The organism is Paraburkholderia acidipaludis NBRC 101816, from assembly GCF_000684975.1.
Classification (GTDB): Bacteria; Pseudomonadota; Gammaproteobacteria; order Burkholderiales; family Burkholderiaceae; genus Paraburkholderia; species Paraburkholderia acidipaludis.
Genome location: NZ_BAXZ01000034.1, coordinates 39893 through 60954 on the forward strand (window position 1 = coordinate 39893; position 21062 = coordinate 60954).

Consider the following 21062-nt stretch of genomic DNA (forward strand, 5'->3'; position numbering starts at 1 on the left):
AAGATTTTCGACGTACACAGTGAATATAATTAACCTATTCGGGCTTGCCGCCGGTCAGTCCAAGACCGTGGGCGAATGGGTTTCGGCGCACCGCGCATCGCAACGCCGTGAGGCAAGGGAGAGGAGTGGAAATGACGGATCTGGACGACACGGACAGGAAGATCCTGGAGCTGCTGCAAGTCGATGGCCGATTGTCCAATGCGGACATCGCGGAGAAGGTTGGCTTATCGGCTCCCGCCTGCTGGAAAAGACTGAAGCGGCTGGAGAAGCAGGTGATTCAGGGTTATCACGCGACGCTGAATCAGCGGGAACTCGGGCTTGGTCTCTTTGCCTTCATCAATATCATGCTCGACAGTCACTCGGAGAAAGCCATGCGAGCGTTCGAGTCGGGCGTGATGGCGCTGCCGAATGTAGTGGCTTGCCACAACGTGTCCGGCAAGTACGACTATCTGCTTCAGGTCGTCGTGCGGGATATGGAGTCATTCCATCAGCTCGCGATGCACCGGATCCGCAATCTCGGCAACATCAAGGAGATGTACACGGGCTTCTCATTGAAGGAGATCAAGCGCTCGACGAGCCTTCCGCTGTGAGATCGGAGCCCAAGCCCCCCTACCGGACTTTCGCCGCCGCCGCGAGTGCGCGAATCCCCTGACTGGAATCCTCGTCGGAGTTCATGAACTTCGTGACCGCATCGGTAATGCCCCCCTCCGTGGCGGCGGACTGCACCATGCCGAACGCCAGCGACGGTACGAAGCCGCCCGACTTGATGGTCGCCACGGCATCCGCGGAAGACTTTTTCGCACAGGCATCGAACTTGTCCATGGGAACGTTCAGGCGGACGGGGATTGAGCCTTTATAGAGGCTGAAATCACGCCGAAGCCCATTTGGGAACGGCCGAGCTCAGTGAGATCTTCTGCTGTCGCACGGCCGACGAAGTCCACCTCGAAATGATCCGTGGGGAAATCCGGCGGACTCTTTCCGTCGAGGAAGCTTGGCAGTTGCCGCTTCAGATAGGCATCGTTCTTCGCGCAGGCCGGCAGCGAGGCGATATACATCACGTTGCTGTAGCCTTTGCCGCGATGCGCATCCTCGACCGCGTGGATGACGTCGCTGTGCCAGAACACCGTGTCCCCAGCCTGCATCAGCGGAATTGAAGAGAGCGCGTGGAACAGGGGTGCGTGATATTCGGGCTTGATGGACAGTGCGCGGCCCGGCATCGCACCGCAAAGGTCGTCTTCCGCAACATCGTCCTGCAGCGCGCGCAAGAGAATGTAGGCCATCGAATTCGCAATCGGCACCAGTTGCAAGGTGCCGTCGCCCGGGCCTTGCGGTGTCAGGGCTGTCCATCCCTGAAATGTGCGGAACATCGAGCAGACGGCCGGCGAAGGAATCTCCTCGACTTCCGTGCGCCACGCCGCGTCGAAGGGATCGTAGTCACGCCAGCGGCCGGAGAAAACGTGGCGATAGACCTTGCGGAAGTTCGATTCGATCCAGCGCTCGACCGAACCCCCGTCGCAGTGCGCCGACAAACCCAAGGACTCCGAACCAGGCGGCCTGCGACGCAAGCGGTCTGCATAGACCGGAACGTGGTTCGGGTCGAAATGCACCCGGCCTTCGCTTTGCGTGCGCCAGAGACGGTTGAGGAACACGCGCGCCTGCGTGAGTTCGGCCGACTGACGCGCGAGCACCTGCGGTTTCGACCAGTACACCCCGTAGATCTGGGGCTTGCTCGACGCGAGCTGGCCGAAGTATTTGTCTTCGGCGCGATTGAGCAATTTTGCGTCCAGGTTGTTGTGCTCGACATAGTCGGCAATGTCGTTGTCCCATTGCTCCACGAGCGAACGGTCGAAGACCTTGCGGATAACACAGGCACCGCGCGCCTTGACGAGCGCAATCTGCTCTTCGGCGACCCGGTTCGCCACGATGTCCGCGAACTGGATTTCCGGGATGACGGGCTCGCCGCGGTCGCGGAGCGCTGCGATGTGCTGCGCCTCCCTGATCATCGCCGCTTCGACCTCGGCGAACACTTCCCGGTAGTTGGGCAGCATGTCCCGCAACGCTCGCTTCGCGCTGCGGATGGCTGCCGGTAGATCGTCAATTTGCAATGCCATGACATCGTCTCCCTGTGATGTTTCTGATACACGGAGCGTACGCGAGCGATGAGCGGTTGCGTGATACTATCCGGTCAAAGTTTTATTGATTTGGGACATGAAAGCGGCTTATGAATATGTCGACTTTGGCCAGGACTGCTCGGTAAGGGTTTACCATCGGCGGTTGCGCCGCATACCTTTCGAGTGGCACCACCATCCCGAGTACGAGCTGACACTGACCATGAACAGTCAGGGCAAGCGGTACATCGGCGATTCGGTTGCCTCCTACGGCGCCGACGATCTGGTGCTGGTGCCGCCTAATCTGCCGCATACCTGGGCGTCGAACCGCTCGATTGACGACGGGGAGTCGGAGGTCGCAATCGTCATCTGGTTCGACGGTGCGTGGGTGCGCCGGTTAGCCGATGTGTGCCCGGAATATAACGGCCTGTGCGATCTTCTGCGGCGTGCGGCCTGCGGGCTGGCGTTCGAAGACGGAGCCGGAACGCACATGCGAGCGCATCTCGAGCATCTGCTGTCCGACAAGCCGCGGGTGCGACTGCAGGCTGTCCTCGATGTCCTCGATTTCCTCTCGGCGCTTCCCGCAATGCCGCTCGCGTCGCCCAGTGCATTTGACGCTCGCACCGGCACGCCGACCGGCCACGAACCCGACCAGATCAATCGCGTGCTTGCGTTGATAGAAACGCAATTCTCGCGGCCCCTGCGCCTTTCGACGCTCGCCAAGGCCTCTGGCCTTTCCGAGCGTTCCCTGACGCGGCATTTCACGCAGCACCTTGGCGAGAGCGTGGGTCGATACATCACCCGTGTTCGAATCGGACACGCCTGCCGAATGCTGACCGATACGCAAACGCCCATCTCGGTGATTGCAACGCGGTCGGGCTTTTCCAACGCGGCGAATTTCAATCGCCAGTTCAAGGCGTCGAAGAGCATGACGCCGGTCGAATTCAGACAGCAGTTCACGGGTGCGCGGCATGCCGACGGAGAAACGGCAGCAAGACTTACCGAGCGCTCGCCGTCGCTGCAGCGGCTCGAACAAAAGGGGGATGGCACGCGCCGCCGGAGATCGACGCACGTCGATTGAGCGAGGACTTCGGCGCAGGCGCCGCTCACTCGGCGGCCGTCGCTGCGCGGCCCCGCCCGGCAGGCGCCGCAAGGGGGAGGGCGGTGCCGGGAGGGGCTGCGGAATTTACTGGTTCTGGATCAGCCGGCCGAGCGGGACCAGCGGGCCGACCGGCATCAGTTCGTAGGCCATGAGGCCGTCGGCCACCAGCGGCAGTGCGTCCAGCGTTGCTCTGGCCTGCTCGACCGACTCGACGTTCATCAGAAAGATCGGGCCGGCTTTTTCACGAAACCAGAACTGCTCGACCTTGCCCTCGAGATACAGCCTGAGCGTGGCCGGAACTTCGTTGGGCATGTGCTGCTGCAGCTTCTCGGGAGTGAGGGTCGGCTGCGCGGAGGCGATGGCAAAAACTTTCATGGGTGATCTCCTGGATCGAGCTTCATTGCAAGGAACAACGGGGATCACTGTAGCCGTCGGACATAAAAAGTTGTATCGTCGTAAATGACAACTTTAAGGTCATTTACGCCATGCGTATTTCGATACTCGTGCTGGAGGGGCTGTTCGACACCGGGCTCTCCGTCTTGCTCGACGCATTCGCGCTCGCAAACCGGTTTTCGGCGGCAAACATGGGCGGAACGCCGCATTTCGACGTGTCGATCGTCGGCATGCGCAAGAAAGTTCGATCCGGTCAGGGGATGGCCATACCCGTGCGGCCCGTGACGGACGATCTGAAGCCGGACTGGGTGGTCGTTCCGGCGTTGAATACCGGCACGCCGGAGCGGCTGATTCCCGCGCTCGGGCGGCCGGATGTGCGTCAGGCCAAGGCGCAGCTGCTGAAATGGCATACCCAGGGCGCGCTGGTCGCGGCGTCCTGTATCGGGACGTTTCTGGTGGCGGAAACGGGGCTGCTCGATGATCGGGAAGCAACGACAACCTGGTGGCTCGGCCCGTTGTTTCGGCAGCGCTACCCGAAGGTTCGGCTCGACGAGTCGCGCATGCTCGTGCCGTCGTCCGCGGGCGTGACGGCCGGCGCGGCGATGGGGCATCTCGATCTCGCCCTCTGGCTGATACGCCGGGCCAGCCCGTCACTGGCCGCGCTCGTCTCGCGTTATCTGCTCGCCGACATCCGCTCCTCGCAAGCGCCGTACATCATTCCCAATCATCTGGCCCAGACCGATCCGCTCATTCAGCGCTTCGAGTTGTGGGCGCGCGACCATCTGAAGGCGGGGTTCTCGCTGCAGGAGGCCGCGAAGGCGTTGGCGACGAGCGCGCGCACGCTGCAGCGGCGTTGCCAGGATGTGCTCGGCAAATCGCCGCTTGCCTACTTTCAGGACCTGCGCGTCGAGCATGCGCAGTCGCTGCTTCATGGCAGCGGTCTCGGGCTCGACGCGATCGCCGCCGAAGTGGGCTACGTCGACGGAGCCACGCTGCGCACGCTCCTGCGCCAGCGGCTTGGAAGAGGCGTGCGCGATCTTCGTGCCGATCTGCGCTGATGGCATGAGACGCGCATCACGATGCCGGTGGAGAACTTGAGTGTCGTGACCACGGCCATGGCCTGGAGAACGGCTCGCGAGAATCCGTTGATCGAGGCCGTTGTCGCGCTGGTCGGCAACTCGGGACTCCAGCAGAAAATTCCGCGACGCAAACAAAATTTCGCAATCAGGCGGCTCGCCCCACAATATCCTCCTTCCCGAATCGTCATCACGGGTATGGAAACGCCGCACACCCCGAGCCCGCTGACCGAGCAGGACCGCGCAATCGCCGACGCCGTCGCCCGCGAGCGCCCGAGGCTGCGCAATTTCATCCGCCGCCGCGTGATCGATCAGGACGAAGCCGAGGACATTCTTCAGGACGTTTTCGAAGAACTGGTCGAGGCCTGGCGGCTGCCGGACCCTATCGAGCAGGTGGGCGCGTGGCTGTTTCGCGTCGCGAGAAACCGGATCATCGACCGCTTCCGCAAGAAGAAGGAAGCGCCGCTGGCCGATGCCGTCGAGACGGAAGAAGCTGAAGGCGAGTACCGCCTCGACCTCGCGCTGCCCTCGCCGGACGCCGGACCCGAGGCGGCTTATGCGCGCGCGGCGCTGCTCGATACGCTGCGCGCCGCGCTCGAAGAGCTGCCCGAGAACCAGCGCGAAGTCTTTGTCGCCCACGAACTGGACGGGTGCAGCTTCAAGGAGATGGCGGCCGCCACCGGCGTAGGCGTCAGCACGCTGCTGGCGCGCAAGCGCTACGCCGTGCTGCATTTGCGCAAACGACTGCAGTCGTCCTACGACGGCCTCGAGATTTGAACCGAAGGAGAAGGGAATGAGTTTTCGCCGGAAATTATTGGCCAAGGCGCTGCTGATCGTGCTGATCATCGCGCTGCTGGGCTGGATCGTCATGCGCTTGTGGAACTGGATCGTGCCGACCCTCATTGTCGATGCCCACATGATCGACTATCCGCACGCGGTCGGCCTGCTGGTGCTCTGCCGGATCCTGTTCGGCGGATTCCGCGGGCATGGCGGCTGCCACAAGCGCAGGCACTGGGAGCAGTGGCAGCACTGGCAGCGCATGACGCCGCAGGAGCGCGAGCAGCTCCGCAACGAGCGAACGTCGGGGTCGCGCCCGAGCGGGGAGAGCGGCGCATGAACGGGCGCGCGACTGCGGCCTGCAAACAGCCGCCCGGCGTCATTGCGCCTTCCGTCGATTTCGCCCGCTGCGAGGGCAAAGCGGATTGCGTGACCGTTTGCCCCGAGAACGTATTCGAAATCCGCCGTATCGAGGCTTCCGACTACCAGGCGCTCCGGCCGCTGCAGCGCTTCAAGCTGCGCGTGCACGGCATGAAGGTGGCCTACGTGCCGAACGCGGATGCCTGCCGTGCCTGCGGCCTGTGCGTGTCGGCCTGCCCCGAGCACGCCATCACGCTCGTCAGGACGCGCTGAACAGCCGTTCCCCATGGAGTTCGAGGAAATGACCATGCTGAGCCCACATGAACTGGCCACGCTGATGCTGATCCGCAGCGCGCCCGACCAGATCGACATGACACGTGTCGAACTCGATACCCTGCTCGATTGCGATCTCATTTCGCTGGAGCCGCGCGCCGGAGCGCGTCTTCCGATGCTGACCGCCGCCGGCGCGCACGTGCTGGAGGTCGCCGCGCGGCTGGACGGCCCGCGATCGTGGGACAGCGTGCAGTAACGCCAAGGTCTTTCGATGCCCGATACCGCCGCCCGCTCGCCCCGTGTCGCCCCGCTCTTCGCGCTGCTTCCCTTCCTGCGCCCTTACGCGGGGCGCTGGGCGCTCGCGTTCCTCGCGCTCGTCACGTCCGCTGGCGCGACGCTGGTGTTGCCGGTGGCGTTCAAATATCTGATCGACCGCGGCTTCGCGAGCGGCGACCGCACGCATATCGATCGCTATTTCATCGCGCTTTTCGTGGTCTCGCTGATCCTTGCCGCCGCGACGGCGCTGCGCTTCTATTGGGTCTCGTGGCTCGGCGAACGGGTGACGGCCGATCTGCGGCGCGCCGTCTACGACCACGTGATGCGGATGAGCCCGCAGTTCTTCGAGACCACGCAGACGGGCGAGGTGCTTTCGCGGCTCACCACCGACACGACGCTGATCCAGGCCGTGGTCGGCACGAGCCTGTCGCTCGGACTCCGTAATTTCCTGCTGACGGTCGGCGGCGTGACGATGCTGATCGCGACGAGCCCGGTGCTCTCCGGCTATATCATCGCGACGCTCGTGGTGGTGGTCGCGCCCATCGTGATCTTCGGGCGGCGCGTGCGCCGGCTCTCGCGCGCGAGCCAGGACAAGGTCGCGAACGCCAGCGCGCTGGCGGGCGAGGTGCTCAACGCGATGCCGACCGTGCAGTCGTATACGCAGGAGGGTTTCGAGGCGCGGCGTTTCGGCGGCGCAGTGGAAACGGCTTTCGAGACCGCGCTGAGACGCATCCGCGCACGCGCCTCGTTGACTGCCGTGGTGATCGTGTTCGTTTTTGCCGCGATAGTGTTCGTGCTCTGGCTCGGCGCACAGGCGGTATTGGCCGGGCACATGACGGCCGGCCAGCTGTCCCAGTTCATTCTCTATGCGGTGTTCACGGCGGGGGCCGTGGGAGCCGTTGCCGAGGTATGGGGCGATCTGCAGCGGGCGGCGGGCGCCACGGAGCGGCTGCTGCAACTGCTGGCAGCGCGCTCGCCGGTGGCGCAAGCCGAAACGACCGTGCCGCTGCCGACGCGGGGCGAAGGCATCCGCTTCGACAACGTCGGCTTCTCGTATCCGTCGCGTCCTGGCATTGCCGCGCTTGCGGGGTTCTCGCTCGACGTGCGCCCCGGCGAGCATGTCGCGCTGGTCGGGCCGTCCGGGGCCGGCAAGACCACGCTGTTTCAACTGCTGCTGCGCTTCTACGATCCGCAGTCGGGCAGCATCCTGATCAACGGTGTGCCGACGAACCGGGTCTCGCTCGTCGCGTTGCGCCAGGCGATCGGCGTCGTGCTGCAGGAATCGGTGATCTTTTCGGGCAGCGTGCTCGACAACATTCGCTACGGCATGCCCGAAGCCACGCTCGCCCAGGTGCAACGCGCCGCGGAGATGGCGGCGGCCGCCGGCTTTATCGAGGAACTGCCGCAAGGCTACGACACGTTCCTCGGCGAGCGCGGCGTGCGGTTGTCCGGCGGCCAGCGCCAGCGCCTGGCGATCGCGCGCGCGATTCTCAAGAATCCGCCCATCCTGCTGCTCGACGAAGCCACCAGCGCGCTCGATGCCGCAAGCGAACGGCTCGTGCAAACGGCGCTGGACAACGCCGCGCTGAACCGCACGACGCTCGTCATCGCGCATCGTCTTGCCACCGTGCAGCAGGCGGACCGCATTGTCGTTCTGGATCAGGGCCGCATTGTTGCGCAAGGCACTCACGCAGCGCTTTTGCGGAGTTCGCCGCTGTATGCGCAGCTTGCGGCCATGCAGTTCGGCGAACCGCAGGGCAAGGCCGTGGAGCGCGGCGCCGCGCGCGCCAGCCTGGATTTGCAGTGACCGGGGCCCGAGCGTGCCCGCCGCGCCAGGGCGAACGCGCCCAGGCGCCGGCCGGACTGGCATCCAGGGTTCACGAGACCTGGTATTGCGCGGATCCCATCGAAGCGCCGGATTGGCGCAGTCAATGGGTCGAGAAGATCGCGTCACACGGAGCGACGGCGTCCCGCGAGTAGCCAGATCGCGGCGGAGATCGCGAGCGCAAGCAAGCCGGCAACGCTCAGCGCAGACGCAAACCCGCTCGCGAAACTGGCCGGCGCGATGGATTTCATCGCCAGCTGGAGGTCGGGCGCGAGGCGCGCGACGGCGTGGCCCAAATCGCCGGCGAGCAGGTCCGACATGAACGATGCATCCACGCATGCGTTGCCCGACGTATGACATGGCGTTGCCGCATCGATCGCGGATCGGGCGCGCGAGGCGAGCACCGCGCCGAGTACGCCGATCGACGTGACGATCGCCGTGAAGCGGGTGGTCGTGCTGATTCCGGAGGCCATTCCGGTCCGATGCGGCGGAACGCACGCCATGATCGCCTTCTGGGTGTCGCCGTTCAGCACGCCGGCACCCAGGCCGGTGACGATCATCCCCAACGCAACCCAGCCGTATTCGCCCGATGGCGCGGCCGCGGCGGTGAGCAGATTGCCAAGGCCGACCAGAGCCAGCCCGGCGGACAGCGTCGACGTAGGCCTTGCCACGTACCGTCCAATTCGTGCACCTAAATAGGGGCCGACGATCATCGAGAGCGCGAACGGAAGCATTCCGATGCCCGCATGAATGGGCGTCCATTCGAACGCGTTCTGCAGATAGAGCGGCAGGAACGTCATCATCACCTGAGCGCACGCGGCGTAGCCGAACATCGCGAGCACCGCGGCCACGAAGCGCGCTTGCGAGAACAGTGTCAGGTCGATGACCGCGTGCCCGATACGCCGCTCGATCGCGACGAAACCGGCCAGCATCAGCACGCACGCGGCAAAGCGCGATTCGGTGGCCACGCTGCGCCAGCCGTCGTCCTGGGCGCCGATCAGCGCCCAGATGCCGCACGCGAGCCCGACGCCGAAGAAAAGACTACCCGCAAAGTCGATGCGTCCCGCGCGCGGATTGCGCGAGTCGGTCACCACGCGCAGGATGCAGAAGATCAGCACCGCGCAGACCGGCAGGTTCAGCAGGAAGATCCAGCGCCAGCCGACCCATTGCGTGATCAAGCCGCCGACAAGCGGCGCGACGGTTGTCGCGATCCCCATCGTCATGCCCCAGATTGCCCACGCGCGCGTCCGCTCGCGCGGGCCGGGGAAGGCGTGCGCGATCACGGCCAGCGCCGACGTGAGCAGCATCGCCGCGCCAAAGCCCTTCGCGGCGCGGGAGAGATTCAGGAACGTGACGCTCGGCGCGAGCCCGCACCCGAGCGACGCGATCGCGAAGATCAGCAGACCGAACAACATCGTCTTCTTGCGGCCGTAGCGGTCCGCAAGCCCGCCCATCGGCAGCAGGCACGACGCGAACGAGACCATGTACGCGCTGACGACCCATTCGACATCGGCGAATCCCGCATGAAACGAGCGGGCGATCGACGGCAGCGACACGGCGACGATATTCGTGTCGAGCACGATCAGCGCGCACGTTGCGGATGCCGTTGCGAGCACGGCGCCGGCCGGGCGCGGCAGCGCGGGGGAGGCCGTCGCGCGCGAGGGCTCGACGACGGGCGTATCAATACTGGCTTCTTCCAACATGGGCGATGGCTCCAACCTACGGACGAACGTCATCTTAGCGCCGGTCGTATTGCCGATCGATAGCAGATAAAATCACATTTATTCATGCCTGGATGAATAATCATGGAACTGGAACTGCGCCATCTACGCTGCATTCTGGCGGTCGCGAAGCGTCTGCATTTCGCGCGCGCCGCCGACGATCTGGGGCTCGCGCCGCCATCCCTGACGAAGCAGATTCAGGATGCGGAGCGCCTGCTGCAATTCCGGCTGTTTCACCGGACCCGGCGCTCCGTCTCGCTGACGGCGGCTGGCGAAGCCTATATTCCGGAAGCCGCCGCCGTGCTGGCGCAACTCGAACAGGCTCGCGAACTGGGGCTGCTTGCCGAACGCGGGCAGTTGGGGCAGGTACGGGTCGGCTACGTCGCATCGGCTGCGTATGCTGGCGTGATGCGCAAGACGGTGACGGAATTCCGGCGCTTGCACCCACAGATCGACGTGCAGTTGCTGGAGGTTCCGATGGACGAGATTCCGCTGCAGCTCGTCGACCGGCAGCTCGACGCGGCTTATGTCAGGCCGCCGATGGCGTACCCGGAAGGGTTGCAGGCCGCGCGCGTGCATCGGGACGAGTTCGTCGTCGCGCTGCCGGAGGACTCCGCCCTCGCGGCGCAGAGCGCAATTACGCCCAGGCAGCTGCGCGGCGCGCAGTTCGTCGTACCCGAGCAGGAGTCCGGCACGATGGAGCTCGCGAGACGCGGGCGCTTCTCGCCGCAAATCGTGCAGCGTCCCGGGCCGCTCGTCGCCGTGCTCGCGAGCGTTTCGCTTGGCGGCACGGTGGCAATCGTCCCCGGGACGCTGTGCGACTGCGTTTCGCTGCCCGGCGTGATCTACCGTCCGCTGGCCGGCAAGCCGATCCCGTCGGAGATCGCGCTGCTGCACCGCCGGCACGAGCGCTCGCGCGTGGTGAGCGCATTTCTGCAGTACGCTCGCAGCCAGGCGGCATCCGTTCAGGAAGGTGAGCGGCACGCAGGCCGGCCATAAGAATCGCAGCCGGGCGGCGCTGCCGGTATCGGTCAAATGACCGACCCGGCCATCCCCGCCGGGTGGATTATATTGGCCCGGGAGCAGGCATCATTGACCGGTGGAAAACGTGGACGGAAACGAAAACTCATCGAGCGAAGGCGCGGCGGTTCGTGTTTATGACGCAGTCAGGGCGCTTGCCTTCATCGGCGACCTGAGCATGGGCCAGCCCACCGACCATTCGCTGCGCACGGCCTGGCTCGCCGCGCAACTGGCGAGAACGGCGGGCGACGGAGAGGCGGGCGCCGCGACCGCCGCCGAGGTTTCGCTACTGCGATGGTCGGGCTGCACGGCCAATGCGTCCGAATTTGCCGACCTGCTTGGCGACGACATTGCGAGCCGGGCCGCGATGCTTGCGGCGCGGCCGGACTGGGAGAAGCCCCTCGATTCGCACGGCGGCGTCAAGACCGTGATCGGCCCGCTCGCGCAGATTCATTGCGAGGTCTCCGGCGAGGTCGCGCGCATGCTGCGCTTCACCGCCGACTCCGAAGCCGCGCTGCGGCATATCTTCGAGGCGTGGGACGGCACGGGATTCCCCGAGCGACTCGCGGGCGCATCGGTGCCGCGGACCGTGCTGGTCGTGTCGCTGGCGGGCGATCTGGAAATCTTCAGCCGGGTCTACGGCCTGCCGCGCGCCCTCGCGTTGATTGCCGAGCGGGCCGGCAGGCGCTATCCGGCTGAATGGTCCGCGCTCGTTGCGAGCGAGGCGCAACATTGGCTAGGCGCGCTGGAGCGCATGGAGCCTGCCCGGCTCGACGAGACGATCATCACGCCACAGATGGGCGAGACCACGTCGATAGAGCTGATCGCCGACGTGATCGACCTGAAGCTGCCGTGGATGACGGGCTATTCGCGCAGCGTCGCTCGCATGGCGAGTGCGTGTCATGCGCAGCTTGGCGGTGCGAAGGAGAAGGGGCCGTATCTGTACGCCGCCGGATTGATACATGGCATCGGACGCGCGGCGGTGCCGAACGCGATCTGGAACTCGCCGGGGCGCCTCACCGCCGCGGCGTGGGAGCAGGTTCGGCTGGTGCCTTACTGGACGTCGCGCGCCGGCAAGCAAACCGGTACGCTGGCTTCGGCGGCGGAGCTGGCCTCCTGCGCGTACGAGCGGCTGGACGGCTCCGGCTATTTCCGCGGCGCCGGCGGATCGGCTTTGTCGTTCGACGCTCGCGTGCTGAGCGCCGCTGTCGCCTATGTGGCGCTGGGTTCGCCGCGGCCCTGGCGCCCGGCCTTGGCGCCGGCCGAAGTCGCCCAACGATTGCGCCTCGAAGCGGCAGAGGGACGTTTCGACGCCGAGGTGGTGGAGGCGTTGATCGAGTTGAAGGACGCGCCGCCGCGCGGCGCGCGTTCGCGGCACAAGGCGGGACTGTCCGCGCGCGAAATCGACGTGCTGCGTTCGATCAGCCGCGGCGCGAGCAACAAGGAAGCGGCGCGCGAGCTCGATCTGAGTCCGAGCACCGTTCGCACGCATGTGGAAAGCGCGTTTCGCAAGCTCGAATGCTCGACCCGCGCGGCGGCGACGTTGAAGGCTTCGGCGCTTGGATTGATCTAGCCCTTAGCCACTTTACTCACCCCGTCGCGCCGCTTCGAGATTCGCATCGAGCTGGCGGGCGAGCCCGTACAGCATGCCGAGCGAGGGCGCTGCCACGCCGGTGCGCAGCGCAAGCTCGTATGGCGCGCCCAACAGCGCCTCGACTTCGAGCGAACGTCCGCCCTCCACGTCCTGCAGCATCGAGGTCTTGAACGCCCCGAGCTTGCGCGTAACGGCATTGCGCTCCTCGAGCGTCATCGCAAGGCGTATGCCGATGGCTTCGCCTATCGCGCGAGCCTCCGACATCACGGCCGCGACGAGGCCCGCCGTGAGCGGGTCGTCGAGGATCACGTCGGCCGTCGAACGCGTGAGCGCGCTGATGGGGTTCATCGTCATGTTGCCCCACAGCTTCGCCCAGATTTCGCCCTGAATCGATGCGGGCGCCACGACGTCGAAGCCCGCGCTCGCGAGCAGCGCGCGCGCTTCGTCGGCGCGTTGCGCGAGATGCGGTGCACAGGGACCGACGATCAGGCGATTGCCGTTGCCCTTGCGGATCACGCCGGGCCCGGCGATCGACGACGAGAGATGCACGACGCAGCCCGACGCCTGCCCCGGCGGCAGCGCGGCCGAAACGGCGCCGCCCGGATCGACCGCTTCGAGCCGGCCATTGGCGTGCGCGCCGCCGAAGCCGTTGAGGAACCACCACGGCACGCCGTTCATGGCGGAGACGATGTGCGTACCGGGTCCGACGAGCGGCGCGAGCGATGCCGCCGCCTGCACGAGCGCCTGCCCTTTCAGGCAGATGAGGAGCAGGTTCTGCGGGCCGAACGATGACGGGTTGTCGGTGGCGTTCACGCGTACCGTATAGCGCGTGTCGCCTTCGACGACCGTAAGCCCGTCGCGGCGGATCGCTTCGAGCTGCGCGCCGCGCGCCAGCACGTTGACGGCTATGCCTGCGTGCGCGAGCCGGGCCGCGATGAGTCCGCCGATGGCGCCCGAGCCGACGACGGTGATGCCGGGGTGAGAGGTAGCCAACGCTTACTCCTTGTATGAAGGGTCGAGCCGCTCGGCGCGGCGGATCAGCGCCGCGAGCACGTTCTCGCCGCCGCCGTGTTCGGGCGAGAACTGCAGGGCGTCGCGCGTGGCCTGCGCCGTGACGGCCGGGTCGATCGCGAGCGGCTTGCCGCGCATCGAATGGGTGAGCACCTGGACTTCGCAGGCACGATTGAGCGTCCACAGCAGGGCGAAGGCGTGCGCGAGGCTCACGCCATGCGCGAGCAGGCCATGATTGCGCAGGATGAGGAGCCGCTTGTCGCCCATCGACTTCAGGAGGCGCGCCTTCTCCTCGTCGTGCACCGTAATACCTTCGAAATCATGATACGCGACCATGTCGTGCAGCTGGGCGGAGTAGAAGTTGGTGTACGAGAGCCCGTCTTCCATGCATGCCACGGCCAGCCCGGCTGTGGTGTGCGTGTGCATCACGCAGTGCGCGTCTTCGACATTCGCGTGGATCGCGCTGTGGATCACGAAGCCGGCCGGGTTGATGGGCCATGCGCCCGGGCTCAGGATATGGCCGTCCAGATCGATCTTCACGAGATTCGAGGCCTTGATTTCGTCATACGTAAGGCCGAACGGATTGATCAGGAAATGCTTCTGCGGTCCCGGCACGCGCAGCGTGATGTGGTTGAAGATCAGCTCGGTCCAGCCCAGCAGATGAAACACGCGGTACATGGCGGCAAGGCGCACGCGCGCATCCCATTCCTGCGCATCGCACCAGTCGGGGCGCGCGTGCCGTTGTGTCTCGCTCATGGTCGTCTCCTTGTCGGGCTGTCACGGGGTCGATGTTAGCGCCGAATAAATGCGTGTGCAAGCATCAATCTAAGGGCGGGACCGCCGTCGAAAAGGCCGTGTGCCGATGGTATGCTAACGCCGTTGCCTGGAGCGGTGCGGCTGCGCCGCCGCGGCGGGACAACGGGAGAAGAGACGAATCATGACGACAAAAAACGGGATCGAGGAACTGTTCACCTACCGGCTGCATGTGCTGAAGAAGCACACGGACCGCGCATTGGCCGAGGCGTTCGATTCGGCGCTCGGGCTTTCGTTGACCGAGGCGCGGCTTCTGATCAGCGTGGGGGCCTTCGGGCCGATTTCGGTGTCGGATCTGGGGCGCGCGTCGAATCTCGACCGCAGTCAGGCGAGCCGCGCGACCGACGTGCTCGAACGCAAGGGTCTGCTGGCAAAGAAGTCCAACGAGGCGGACGCGCGCGGCGTGCTCGTCGCGCTCACACCGAAGGGCCGCGGCACCTGGCGGCGCGCCACGGCCATTTCGAAGGCGGGCAACGACGAGTTTCTTGCCGGGCTGAGCGAGCACGAACGCGACGTGCTGGGCACGGTGCTCGCGAAGCTCGTCGAGCAGTGCGGTGAGGCCGAATAAGGGCCGAATAACGGCGGACTGAGCGCGCCGGCCCGGTTTTTATCGAGGGCTTACGCGGCGCGTTCGCGAAAGCGCGCGGCCAGGTCGCTGGCGCCGCGCGCGAGCAGCGCCACGTCGCTGCCCACCGCGACAAAAGTTGCGCCCGCATCGATATATTCGGCGGCAATGGCGGGGTCGGCGGCCAGCACGCCCGCGCCCAGCCCGCGCGCGCGCACGGCGCGTATGCCCTTGCAGATCGCCTCGCGCACGGCCGGCGCGCCCGGCTGCCCGATCAGACCCATCGAGGCGCTGAGATCCGCCGGGCCGAAGAACACCCCGTCCACGCCTTCCACCGCGGCAATCGCCTCGAGCTGCGCGAGCGCGTGTGCGGTCTCCACCTGGACCAGCACGCACAGTTCGTCGGCGGCGCCATGAAGATAGTCGGACGAACCGTTCCAGCGCGACGCGCGAGCCAACGCGCTGCCCACGCCGCGAATGCCTAGCGGCGGATAGCGCGTGGCCGCCACGGCATTGCGCGCGTCGTCGGCGTTTTCGATCATCGGGATCAGCAGCGTCTGCGCGCCGATGTCGAGCAGTTGCTTGATGATCGCGCTGTCGTTGCGCACGGGCCGCACGATTGGATGCGTGGGATACGGCGCGACGGCCTGGAGTTGCGCGAGCGTGCTGCGCAGGTCGTTGGGCGCGTGTTCGCCGTCGATGAGCAGCCAGTCGAAGCCCGTGCCGGCGAGCAATTCGGTGACATAGGAGTCGGCGAGCGCGGCCCACAGGCCGATCTGCCGGCGCTGCTCGGCGAGCGCGCGCTTGAAGGGATTCGCGGGAGCGGTCATGGCACTGTCGAAATGGCGGGATCAGATGAAGTTGAAGCCGATGCCGCCAAGCGGGCCGTAATCGGCATGGAACGTGTCGCCCGCGCGCGCGGGAATGGGCGCGGTGAACGACCCGCTCAGGATCACGTCGCCCGCTTCGAGCCGCTCGTCGTGGCGCGCGATCTTGTTGGCGAGCCAGGCCACCCCCGTTGCCGGATGATTGAGCACCGCCGCGGCGAGCCCGCTTTCCTCCACCGCGCCGTTCTTGTAGAGCAGCGCGCCCACCCAGCGCAGATCGACGTCGAGCGGCTTCACCGGGCGGCCGCCCAGCACGACGCCCGCGTTCGCGGCGAAGTCGGAGATCGTGTCGAACACCTTGCGCGGCGTCTTCGTTTCGCGGTCGAACTGCTCGATGCGGGCGTCGATGATCTCGATGGCCGGCGTTACCCATGCGGTGGCGTCGAGCACGTCGAACAGCGTGACGTTTGGCCCTTGCAGCGGCCGGCTCAGCACGAAGGCGAGCTCCACTTCGACGCGCGGCGCGATGAAGCGGTCCGCGCGGATATCGCTGCCCGCTTCGATGAACATGCTGTCGAGCAGCGGCGCGTAGTCGGGTTCGTCGATTTGCGAAGAGCGCTGCATGGCCCGCGACGTGAGGCCGATCTTGCGCCCTTTGATGGTGTGCCCGGCGGCGAGCTTGAGCTTGACCCACTCGCGCTGGATGGCGTAGCCGTCGTCGATGGTCATCTCAGGGTGCGCGCGGGAGAAGTGGCGCAATGGCGTGCGCGTGCGTTCCGCCTCGTCGAGCTGCGCGGCCAGCTCGCGGATGATGTGCTGATCCAGCATATCGGAGTCCTGTTGTTTCCTGTCCGTTCCTGGTGCGGGTGTTGATTCAGCCTTTCAGGCGGGCGTGCAGGTTGTTGTGCTTCCACGCGCCTTCCTCGCTGAACTCGACGATCTCCAGCGAGAGCGCGAGCCCGTGCGAGGCGAAGGCTTCGGCGAAGTGCTGCTTGATCGCTTCGAAGAGCGCGGTGCCCGTGGCCTTGCGCACCTGCGGCGAGCGGCCCGCGCCGATTTTCAGGCAGCCGTGCAGGAAGGCGTTCTGCGGATTGCCGTCGGCGACGAAGTACTGTTCGCAGCGCAGCGCGCGCGTGCGGATGCCGCCGCGCGGATAGACGCGGGCGCCGGCTTCGTCGCGCTGCGCGTCGAGCACGTGCGCGAGCGTTTCGCAAAGCTTCCCGACGCTCGCGGCATCGGCGAGATTGGCGCTGTATTCGAGGGTAAGGTGCGGCACGATGAATTCTCCAGCGATCAGGCGACGATCAGACGGCAATCAGGCAGCAAGCGGCGCTACAGGCAGGATCGCATTGATCTGCCCCGTGCCGGAACTGCCGAAGTAGGGCGTGACGATTTCGGCGCGGCCTTCGTAGCGGTCCCAGCCCAGCGCGCCCAGCAGCATGGCGGTGTCGTGCATGCCGCCTTCGCCCCAGCATTTCTCGTTGTACATCGGCAGCATGCCGCAGAAGGTCTTCCAGTCGCCGCGCTCCCAAAGCGAGACCACGTGGCGGTCGGTCTGTTCGAGGAACGGGTCCCATACCTTGTGCATGAACTGGTCGGCCGTGCCGTTGTTCGCGAAGTGATGCGAAAGCGAGCCGCTCGCGAGGATCGCGACCGTGCCGTCGTAGCGCTCTTCGATCGCGCGCCGCACGGCGAGGCCGAAACGCGCGCTCGTGGCGAGGTCGTGCCACATGCACCAGCCGGCCACCGAGACGCAGCGGAAGTGCTGGTCGGGGTTCATGTAGCGCATGGGTACGAGCGTGCCGTATTCGAGGTCGAGCGTCGTCTCGCTGTGCGCACGCGTTTTCACGCCCATTTCATTGGCGACGTCCGCGATCAGGTGGCCAAGCCCGGCGTTGCCGGGGTAGGCGTACGGCATGTTCTTGATGAAATGCGGCAGCTCGTTGCTCGTGTAGACGCCTTCGAAGCGCGGCGCGCAGTTGATGTGATATTCGCTGTTGACGAGCCAGTGCACGTCGAACACGACGATCGTGTCGACGCCCAGCTCGCGGCAACGGCGGCCGATCTCGCGATGGCCGTCGATGGCGGCCTGGCGGCAGCCCTTGTGCGGCCCGTCGAGTTCGGACAGATACAGCGACGGCACGTGCGTGACCTTGGCTGCCAGCGCGAGTTTGCCCATTTCATACACCCCAATGCGGAATAGGATGCGAGCCCATCGAAACGCAGACGTTCTTCGGCTCGAGAAATACTTCGTAGCTCCAGGTACCGCCTTCGCGCCCCACGCCCGATGCTTTCGTGCCGCCGAACGGCTGACGCAGGTCGCGCACGTTCTGGCTGTTCACGAAGCACATGCCCGCCTCGATCGCGGCGGCCACGCGCAGCGCGCGGCCCGTGTTCTCGGTCCAGACATAGCTGGAGAGGCCGTAGGCGATGTCGTTGGCAATGCGGATGGCGTCGGCTTCGTCCTCGAACGGAATCAGGCACGCAACCGGCCCAAAAATCTCTTCCTGCGCGATGCGCATGCGGTTGTCCACGTCGAGGAACACCGTCGGCTGGACGAAGTTGCCGTTCTTCATGGCGTCGGGCAGCGCGGGCGCGTCGAGGCCGCCGCACGCGAGCGTGGCGCCTTCCTTCGGCCCGAGCTCGATATAGCTGCGCACTTTCGCGAGATGCCCCTGGCTGATCATTGGACCGACGATCGTCTTGTCGTCGAGCGGATCGCCCACCGTGATGCGCTTCGCGCGCTCGACGAAGCGCTCGGCGAATTTCGCGTAGATCGAGCGTTGCACGAGAATGCGCGAGCCCGCCGTGCAGCGCTCGCCGTTGTTCGAGAAGATCATGAAAACGGCGGCGTCGAGCGCGCGCTCGAAGTCGGCGTCGTCGAAGATCACGAACGGCGACTTGCCGCCCAGTTCCATCGAGAACTTCTTCAGGCCTGCTGACTGCACGATACGGTTGCCGGTGGCGGTCGAACCGGTGAACGATACGGCACGCACGTCGGGATGCGCCACGAGCGGTTCGCCCGTTTCCTTGCCGTAGCCGTGCACGACGTTCAGCACACCTTTCGGAATGCCCGCTTCGAGCGCGAGCTGGCCGAGCATGGAGGCCGTGAGCGGCGAGAGTTCGCTCATCTTCAGCACGGCCGTATTGCCGAACGCGAGGCACGGGGCAACTTTCCACGTCGCCGTCATGAACGGCACGTTCCACGGCGAGATCAGCGCGCACACACCCACCGGATGAAACAGCGTGTAGTTCAGATGCGTGCTCGTAGGGTAGGTATGGCCGTCCACGGCCGTGCAGACTTCGGCGAAGTAGCTGAAGTTGTCGGCGGCGCGCGGCACGAGCTGCTTGCCCGTCTGCGAGATGGTTTGACCGGTGTCCTTCGTTTCCGTCAACGCAATTTCCGGCACGTTCTTCGCGATCAGCTCGCCCAGCTTGCGGATCGCTTTCGCGCGTTCGGCCGCGGGTTTCGCGGCCCACGCGGGGAACGCATCCTTCGCCGCGCGCACCGCGAGCGCGACTTCCGCTTCGCCGCCGCGTGCAACTTCGGCCAGCACGTCCTGCGTCGCGGGGTTCACGGTTTCGAAGTAGTCGCGGCCGGCGTGCGCCTCGCCATTGATCAGATGTTCGACTCGCATGGTTCCCTTACCTTGGCGTTGCGCGCCCGAATTCGGCGTCGGACGCAATCGTGTTGACAAGACGGCCCAGGCCGTCGATTTCGCACACCACTTCGTCGCCCGCGTTCACGTTGACGACGCCTTCGGGCGTGCCGGTCAGGATGACGTCGCCGGGGGCGAGCGTCATGAAGCTGCTCAGATATTCGATCAGTTCGGCAATGCCCGTCACGAGGTCGCGCGTGTTGCCGCGCTGCTTCAGTTCGCCGTTGACGAAGGTGCGCAGTTCGAGCGCATTGACGTCGGCGATATCGGCGGCGCCGACGAACCAGGGCCCAAGCACGGTGCCGCCGTCGCGGTTCTTCACGCGCAGGTTCGGACGATAGTAGTTCTCGAGATAGTCGCGGATCGCGTAGTCGTTCGCGATCGTGTAGCCGGCCACGTACTGCATGGCGTCTTCGCGCTTCACCTGCTGTGCCGTGCGGCCGATCACGACGGCCAGCTCGCACTCGTAGTGCATGAACGTCACGTCGGCGGGGCGGCGCGTGACGCCGCGATGGCCGATCACGCTGCCTGGTCCCTTGAGGAACACGAGCGGCTCTTCCTGCTTCGAGAACGCGAGTTCCTTCGCGTGCTCGGCATAGTTCAGGCCCAGTGCGAAGATCGTGCCGGGCTCGAACGGCGCGAGCCAGACGACTTCGCGCTCGTCGCGCACGCGGCCGTCGGCGAGCCGCACCTGGCCGCCGTGCGGCGTGGCTTCATGGATGGCGCCTGCATAGGCAACGCGGCCGCGCATCATGCCTTGACTCCTTGTGCGGATCGGGTTGCTTCCGGGGCGACGAAGTCGATCGCGAGCGGAGCCCAGTCGCCGATGGCGAGCGTCGCGCGGGCGCCCGTGTGGACCACCGGCGCGCCGTGCGGCACGCCCAGCGTAATGATGTCGCCGGCGGCGAGCGTCATGAAGTCGGTGACGTCGGCGAGCAGTTGCGCGACGCCGCGCACGGTCGTGGCGGTGCTGGCCGTGAAGGGGGCGTTCCCGTCGACCTGCACGGAGATCGCGAGATTGTCGGGATCGGCAACGTGGCGCCGTGCCACCACGGCGGGGCCGATCACGCAGAAGTTGTCCCGCGCGCGAAAGCGCACGGACGGCCGGTAGACGCTCGCATGCGGCACGCTCAGATCCGCGACGAGCGTATAGCCCGCGATGTGATCGAAGGCGTCGGCCGCGGCCACGCGCGTAGCGGTGCGCCCGATCACGATGCCGAGCGAGGCGCCCACCTGCACGCCTTCCGCGCCGGGCACGACCACGCGTGCGCCATGGCCGGCGAGCGTGTTGCGCGGCTTCAGGTAGAGCACGGGCGCGCGCGGCGGGGCCTTGTAGGGCGGCGCGTTGACCGCGTCGCCCAGCGCCGCGAGCGCGGCGCGGTCGTTCAGCAGCGTGCCGTAGACCGCGCCGCCCACGGGCGCGCGGCAATGCGCCCCCGTGGCCAGCAGCGTGCGTACGGCACGGGCGTCCACGTCGCGCGGCAGCGCTTCGCCTTGCGCGTGGATCAGATGATCGGCTACCGAAAACATGACTGGCTTCGCTTCCACGAAAACACTAAGATGTTAGTAATAGTGCGCTTGCTATCATCCGTCGTCAACCAGTCGATGCGGGATTTGCGGGTTTCCCCTGGTCGCGCATCTTCTTCGAGCCGAAGCCATCAT

General features: G+C 65.9%; 23 protein-coding genes and 1 pseudogene. 11 read left to right on the forward strand and 13 right to left on the reverse strand.

What is annotated here, in order from left to right; genetic code table 11:
* Positions 1-131: 131 nt before the first annotated feature.
* Positions 132-590 carry an Lrp/AsnC family transcriptional regulator gene (locus BAC01S_RS27860; RefSeq protein WP_027797701.1) on the forward strand — a complete coding sequence of 153 codons (459 nt, stop codon included), beginning with the start codon at positions 132-134 and terminating at the stop codon, positions 588-590.
* A gap of 19 nt (positions 591-609) precedes the next feature.
* Here BAC01S_RS27860 and BAC01S_RS27865 read toward each other — a convergent pair.
* Both BAC01S_RS27865 and BAC01S_RS32920 read right to left on the reverse strand, forming a co-directional pair.
* A pseudogene (locus BAC01S_RS27865) lies at positions 610-876 on the reverse strand (sugar ABC transporter substrate-binding protein); the annotation flags it as partial.
* Complete coding sequence (locus BAC01S_RS32920) at positions 831-2111, reverse strand: DUF1479 domain-containing protein (protein WP_043203946.1); 1281 nt, start codon at positions 2109-2111, stop codon at positions 831-833. The gene BAC01S_RS32920 and the pseudogene BAC01S_RS27865, both read right to left, overlap by 46 nt.
* A gap of 97 nt (positions 2112-2208) precedes the next feature.
* Between BAC01S_RS32920 and BAC01S_RS27875 the strand changes: the two genes are divergently transcribed.
* Positions 2209-3189 carry a helix-turn-helix domain-containing protein gene (locus BAC01S_RS27875; RefSeq protein WP_027797703.1) on the forward strand — a complete coding sequence of 327 codons (981 nt, stop codon included), beginning with the start codon at positions 2209-2211 and terminating at the stop codon, positions 3187-3189.
* A gap of 105 nt (positions 3190-3294) precedes the next feature.
* Here the strand turns inward: BAC01S_RS27875 and BAC01S_RS27880 are convergent, their stop codons facing one another.
* A complete protein-coding gene (locus BAC01S_RS27880) occupies positions 3295-3585 on the reverse strand; it encodes a hypothetical protein (protein WP_027797704.1) in 291 nt (96 codons plus the stop codon).
* Between the two features lie 110 nt (positions 3586-3695).
* Between BAC01S_RS27880 and BAC01S_RS27885 the strand changes: the two genes are divergently transcribed.
* The 6 genes from BAC01S_RS27885 (at position 3696) to BAC01S_RS27910 (ending at position 8172) form a co-directional block, all read left to right on the forward strand.
* Positions 3696-4661: a GlxA family transcriptional regulator gene (locus BAC01S_RS27885; protein WP_027797705.1), complete on the forward strand. Its 966-nt coding sequence runs from the start codon at positions 3696-3698 to the stop codon at positions 4659-4661.
* A gap of 216 nt (positions 4662-4877) precedes the next feature.
* Positions 4878-5456, forward strand: a complete 579-nt coding sequence (locus tag BAC01S_RS27890; RefSeq protein WP_027797706.1) for an RNA polymerase sigma factor — start codon at positions 4878-4880, stop codon at positions 5454-5456.
* Positions 5457-5472: 16 nt separating this feature from the next.
* Positions 5473-5796, forward strand: coding sequence for a hypothetical protein (locus BAC01S_RS27895; RefSeq protein ID WP_027797707.1), 324 nt, complete (start codon positions 5473-5475; stop codon positions 5794-5796).
* Positions 5793-6089, forward strand: coding sequence for a 4Fe-4S dicluster domain-containing protein (locus BAC01S_RS27900; RefSeq protein ID WP_027797708.1), 297 nt, complete (start codon positions 5793-5795; stop codon positions 6087-6089). The genes BAC01S_RS27895 and BAC01S_RS27900 overlap by 4 nt, the downstream gene beginning before the upstream one ends.
* Before the next feature lie 34 nt (positions 6090-6123).
* Positions 6124-6345 (forward strand): hypothetical protein, encoded by a 222-nt coding sequence (locus BAC01S_RS27905; protein ID WP_027797709.1) that lies wholly within the window; start codon positions 6124-6126, stop codon positions 6343-6345.
* A gap of 15 nt (positions 6346-6360) precedes the next feature.
* On the forward strand, positions 6361-8172 hold the full coding sequence (locus BAC01S_RS27910) for an ABC transporter transmembrane domain-containing protein (RefSeq protein ID WP_027797710.1): 1812 nt from the start codon (positions 6361-6363) through the stop codon (positions 8170-8172).
* A gap of 143 nt (positions 8173-8315) precedes the next feature.
* Here BAC01S_RS27910 and BAC01S_RS32925 read toward each other — a convergent pair whose 3' ends face one another.
* Positions 8316-9893, reverse strand: coding sequence for an MFS transporter (locus BAC01S_RS32925; protein ID WP_156954561.1), 1578 nt, complete (start codon positions 9891-9893; stop codon positions 8316-8318).
* 99 nt (positions 9894-9992) lie between these two features.
* Here BAC01S_RS32925 and BAC01S_RS32930 point away from each other — a divergent pair, with 99 nt between their 5' ends.
* Both BAC01S_RS32930 and BAC01S_RS27925 read left to right on the forward strand, forming a co-directional pair.
* On the forward strand, positions 9993-10910 hold the full coding sequence (locus BAC01S_RS32930; protein ID WP_169740158.1) for a LysR family transcriptional regulator: 918 nt from the start codon (positions 9993-9995) through the stop codon (positions 10908-10910).
* A 109-nt stretch (positions 10911-11019) separates the two neighbouring features.
* Positions 11020-12504 carry an HD domain-containing phosphohydrolase gene (locus BAC01S_RS27925; RefSeq protein ID WP_027797711.1) on the forward strand — a complete coding sequence of 495 codons (1485 nt, stop codon included), beginning with the start codon at positions 11020-11022 and terminating at the stop codon, positions 12502-12504.
* Positions 12505-12516: 12 nt separating this feature from the next.
* Here BAC01S_RS27925 and BAC01S_RS27930 read toward each other — a convergent pair whose 3' ends face one another.
* Both BAC01S_RS27930 and BAC01S_RS27935 read right to left on the reverse strand, forming a co-directional pair.
* Entirely contained in the window at positions 12517-13518 is a 1002-nt protein-coding gene (locus BAC01S_RS27930; RefSeq protein WP_027797712.1) for a ketopantoate reductase family protein, read from the reverse strand.
* A gap of 3 nt (positions 13519-13521) precedes the next feature.
* On the reverse strand, positions 13522-14292 hold the full coding sequence (locus tag BAC01S_RS27935) for a class II aldolase/adducin family protein (protein ID WP_027797713.1): 771 nt from the start codon (positions 14290-14292) through the stop codon (positions 13522-13524).
* 181 nt (positions 14293-14473) lie between these two features.
* On the opposite strand from BAC01S_RS27935, the gene BAC01S_RS27940 reads away from it, so the two are divergent.
* On the forward strand, positions 14474-14917 hold the full coding sequence (locus BAC01S_RS27940) for a MarR family winged helix-turn-helix transcriptional regulator (RefSeq protein WP_043203951.1): 444 nt from the start codon (positions 14474-14476) through the stop codon (positions 14915-14917).
* A 50-nt stretch (positions 14918-14967) separates the two neighbouring features.
* Here BAC01S_RS27940 and hpaI read toward each other — a convergent pair whose 3' ends face one another.
* The 7 genes from hpaI to BAC01S_RS27975 are packed head-to-tail and all read right to left on the reverse strand — an operon-like array spanning position 14968 to position 20930.
* A complete protein-coding gene (gene hpaI, locus BAC01S_RS27945; protein WP_027797715.1) occupies positions 14968-15744 on the reverse strand; it encodes a 4-hydroxy-2-oxoheptanedioate aldolase in 777 nt (258 codons plus the stop codon).
* 21 nt (positions 15745-15765) lie between these two features.
* A complete protein-coding gene (hpaH, locus tag BAC01S_RS27950) occupies positions 15766-16569 on the reverse strand; it encodes a 2-oxo-hept-4-ene-1,7-dioate hydratase (RefSeq protein ID WP_027797716.1) in 804 nt (267 codons plus the stop codon).
* A 46-nt stretch (positions 16570-16615) separates the two neighbouring features.
* Positions 16616-17017, reverse strand: coding sequence for a 5-carboxymethyl-2-hydroxymuconate Delta-isomerase (locus BAC01S_RS27955; protein ID WP_027797717.1), 402 nt, complete (start codon positions 17015-17017; stop codon positions 16616-16618).
* A gap of 39 nt (positions 17018-17056) precedes the next feature.
* Positions 17057-17920, reverse strand: a complete 864-nt coding sequence (gene hpaD / locus BAC01S_RS27960; protein ID WP_027797718.1) for a 3,4-dihydroxyphenylacetate 2,3-dioxygenase — start codon at positions 17918-17920, stop codon at positions 17057-17059.
* A gap of 1 nt (position 17921) precedes the next feature.
* Positions 17922-19379 carry a 5-carboxymethyl-2-hydroxymuconate semialdehyde dehydrogenase gene (gene hpaE, locus BAC01S_RS27965; protein WP_027797719.1) on the reverse strand — a complete coding sequence of 486 codons (1458 nt, stop codon included), beginning with the start codon at positions 19377-19379 and terminating at the stop codon, positions 17922-17924.
* Between the two features lie 7 nt (positions 19380-19386).
* Positions 19387-20154 carry a fumarylacetoacetate hydrolase family protein gene (locus tag BAC01S_RS27970; protein WP_027797720.1) on the reverse strand — a complete coding sequence of 256 codons (768 nt, stop codon included), beginning with the start codon at positions 20152-20154 and terminating at the stop codon, positions 19387-19389.
* Positions 20151-20930, reverse strand: coding sequence for a fumarylacetoacetate hydrolase family protein (locus BAC01S_RS27975; protein ID WP_027797721.1), 780 nt, complete (start codon positions 20928-20930; stop codon positions 20151-20153). The genes BAC01S_RS27970 and BAC01S_RS27975 overlap by 4 nt, the downstream gene beginning before the upstream one ends.
* Between the last annotated feature and the right edge of the window lie 132 nt (positions 20931-21062).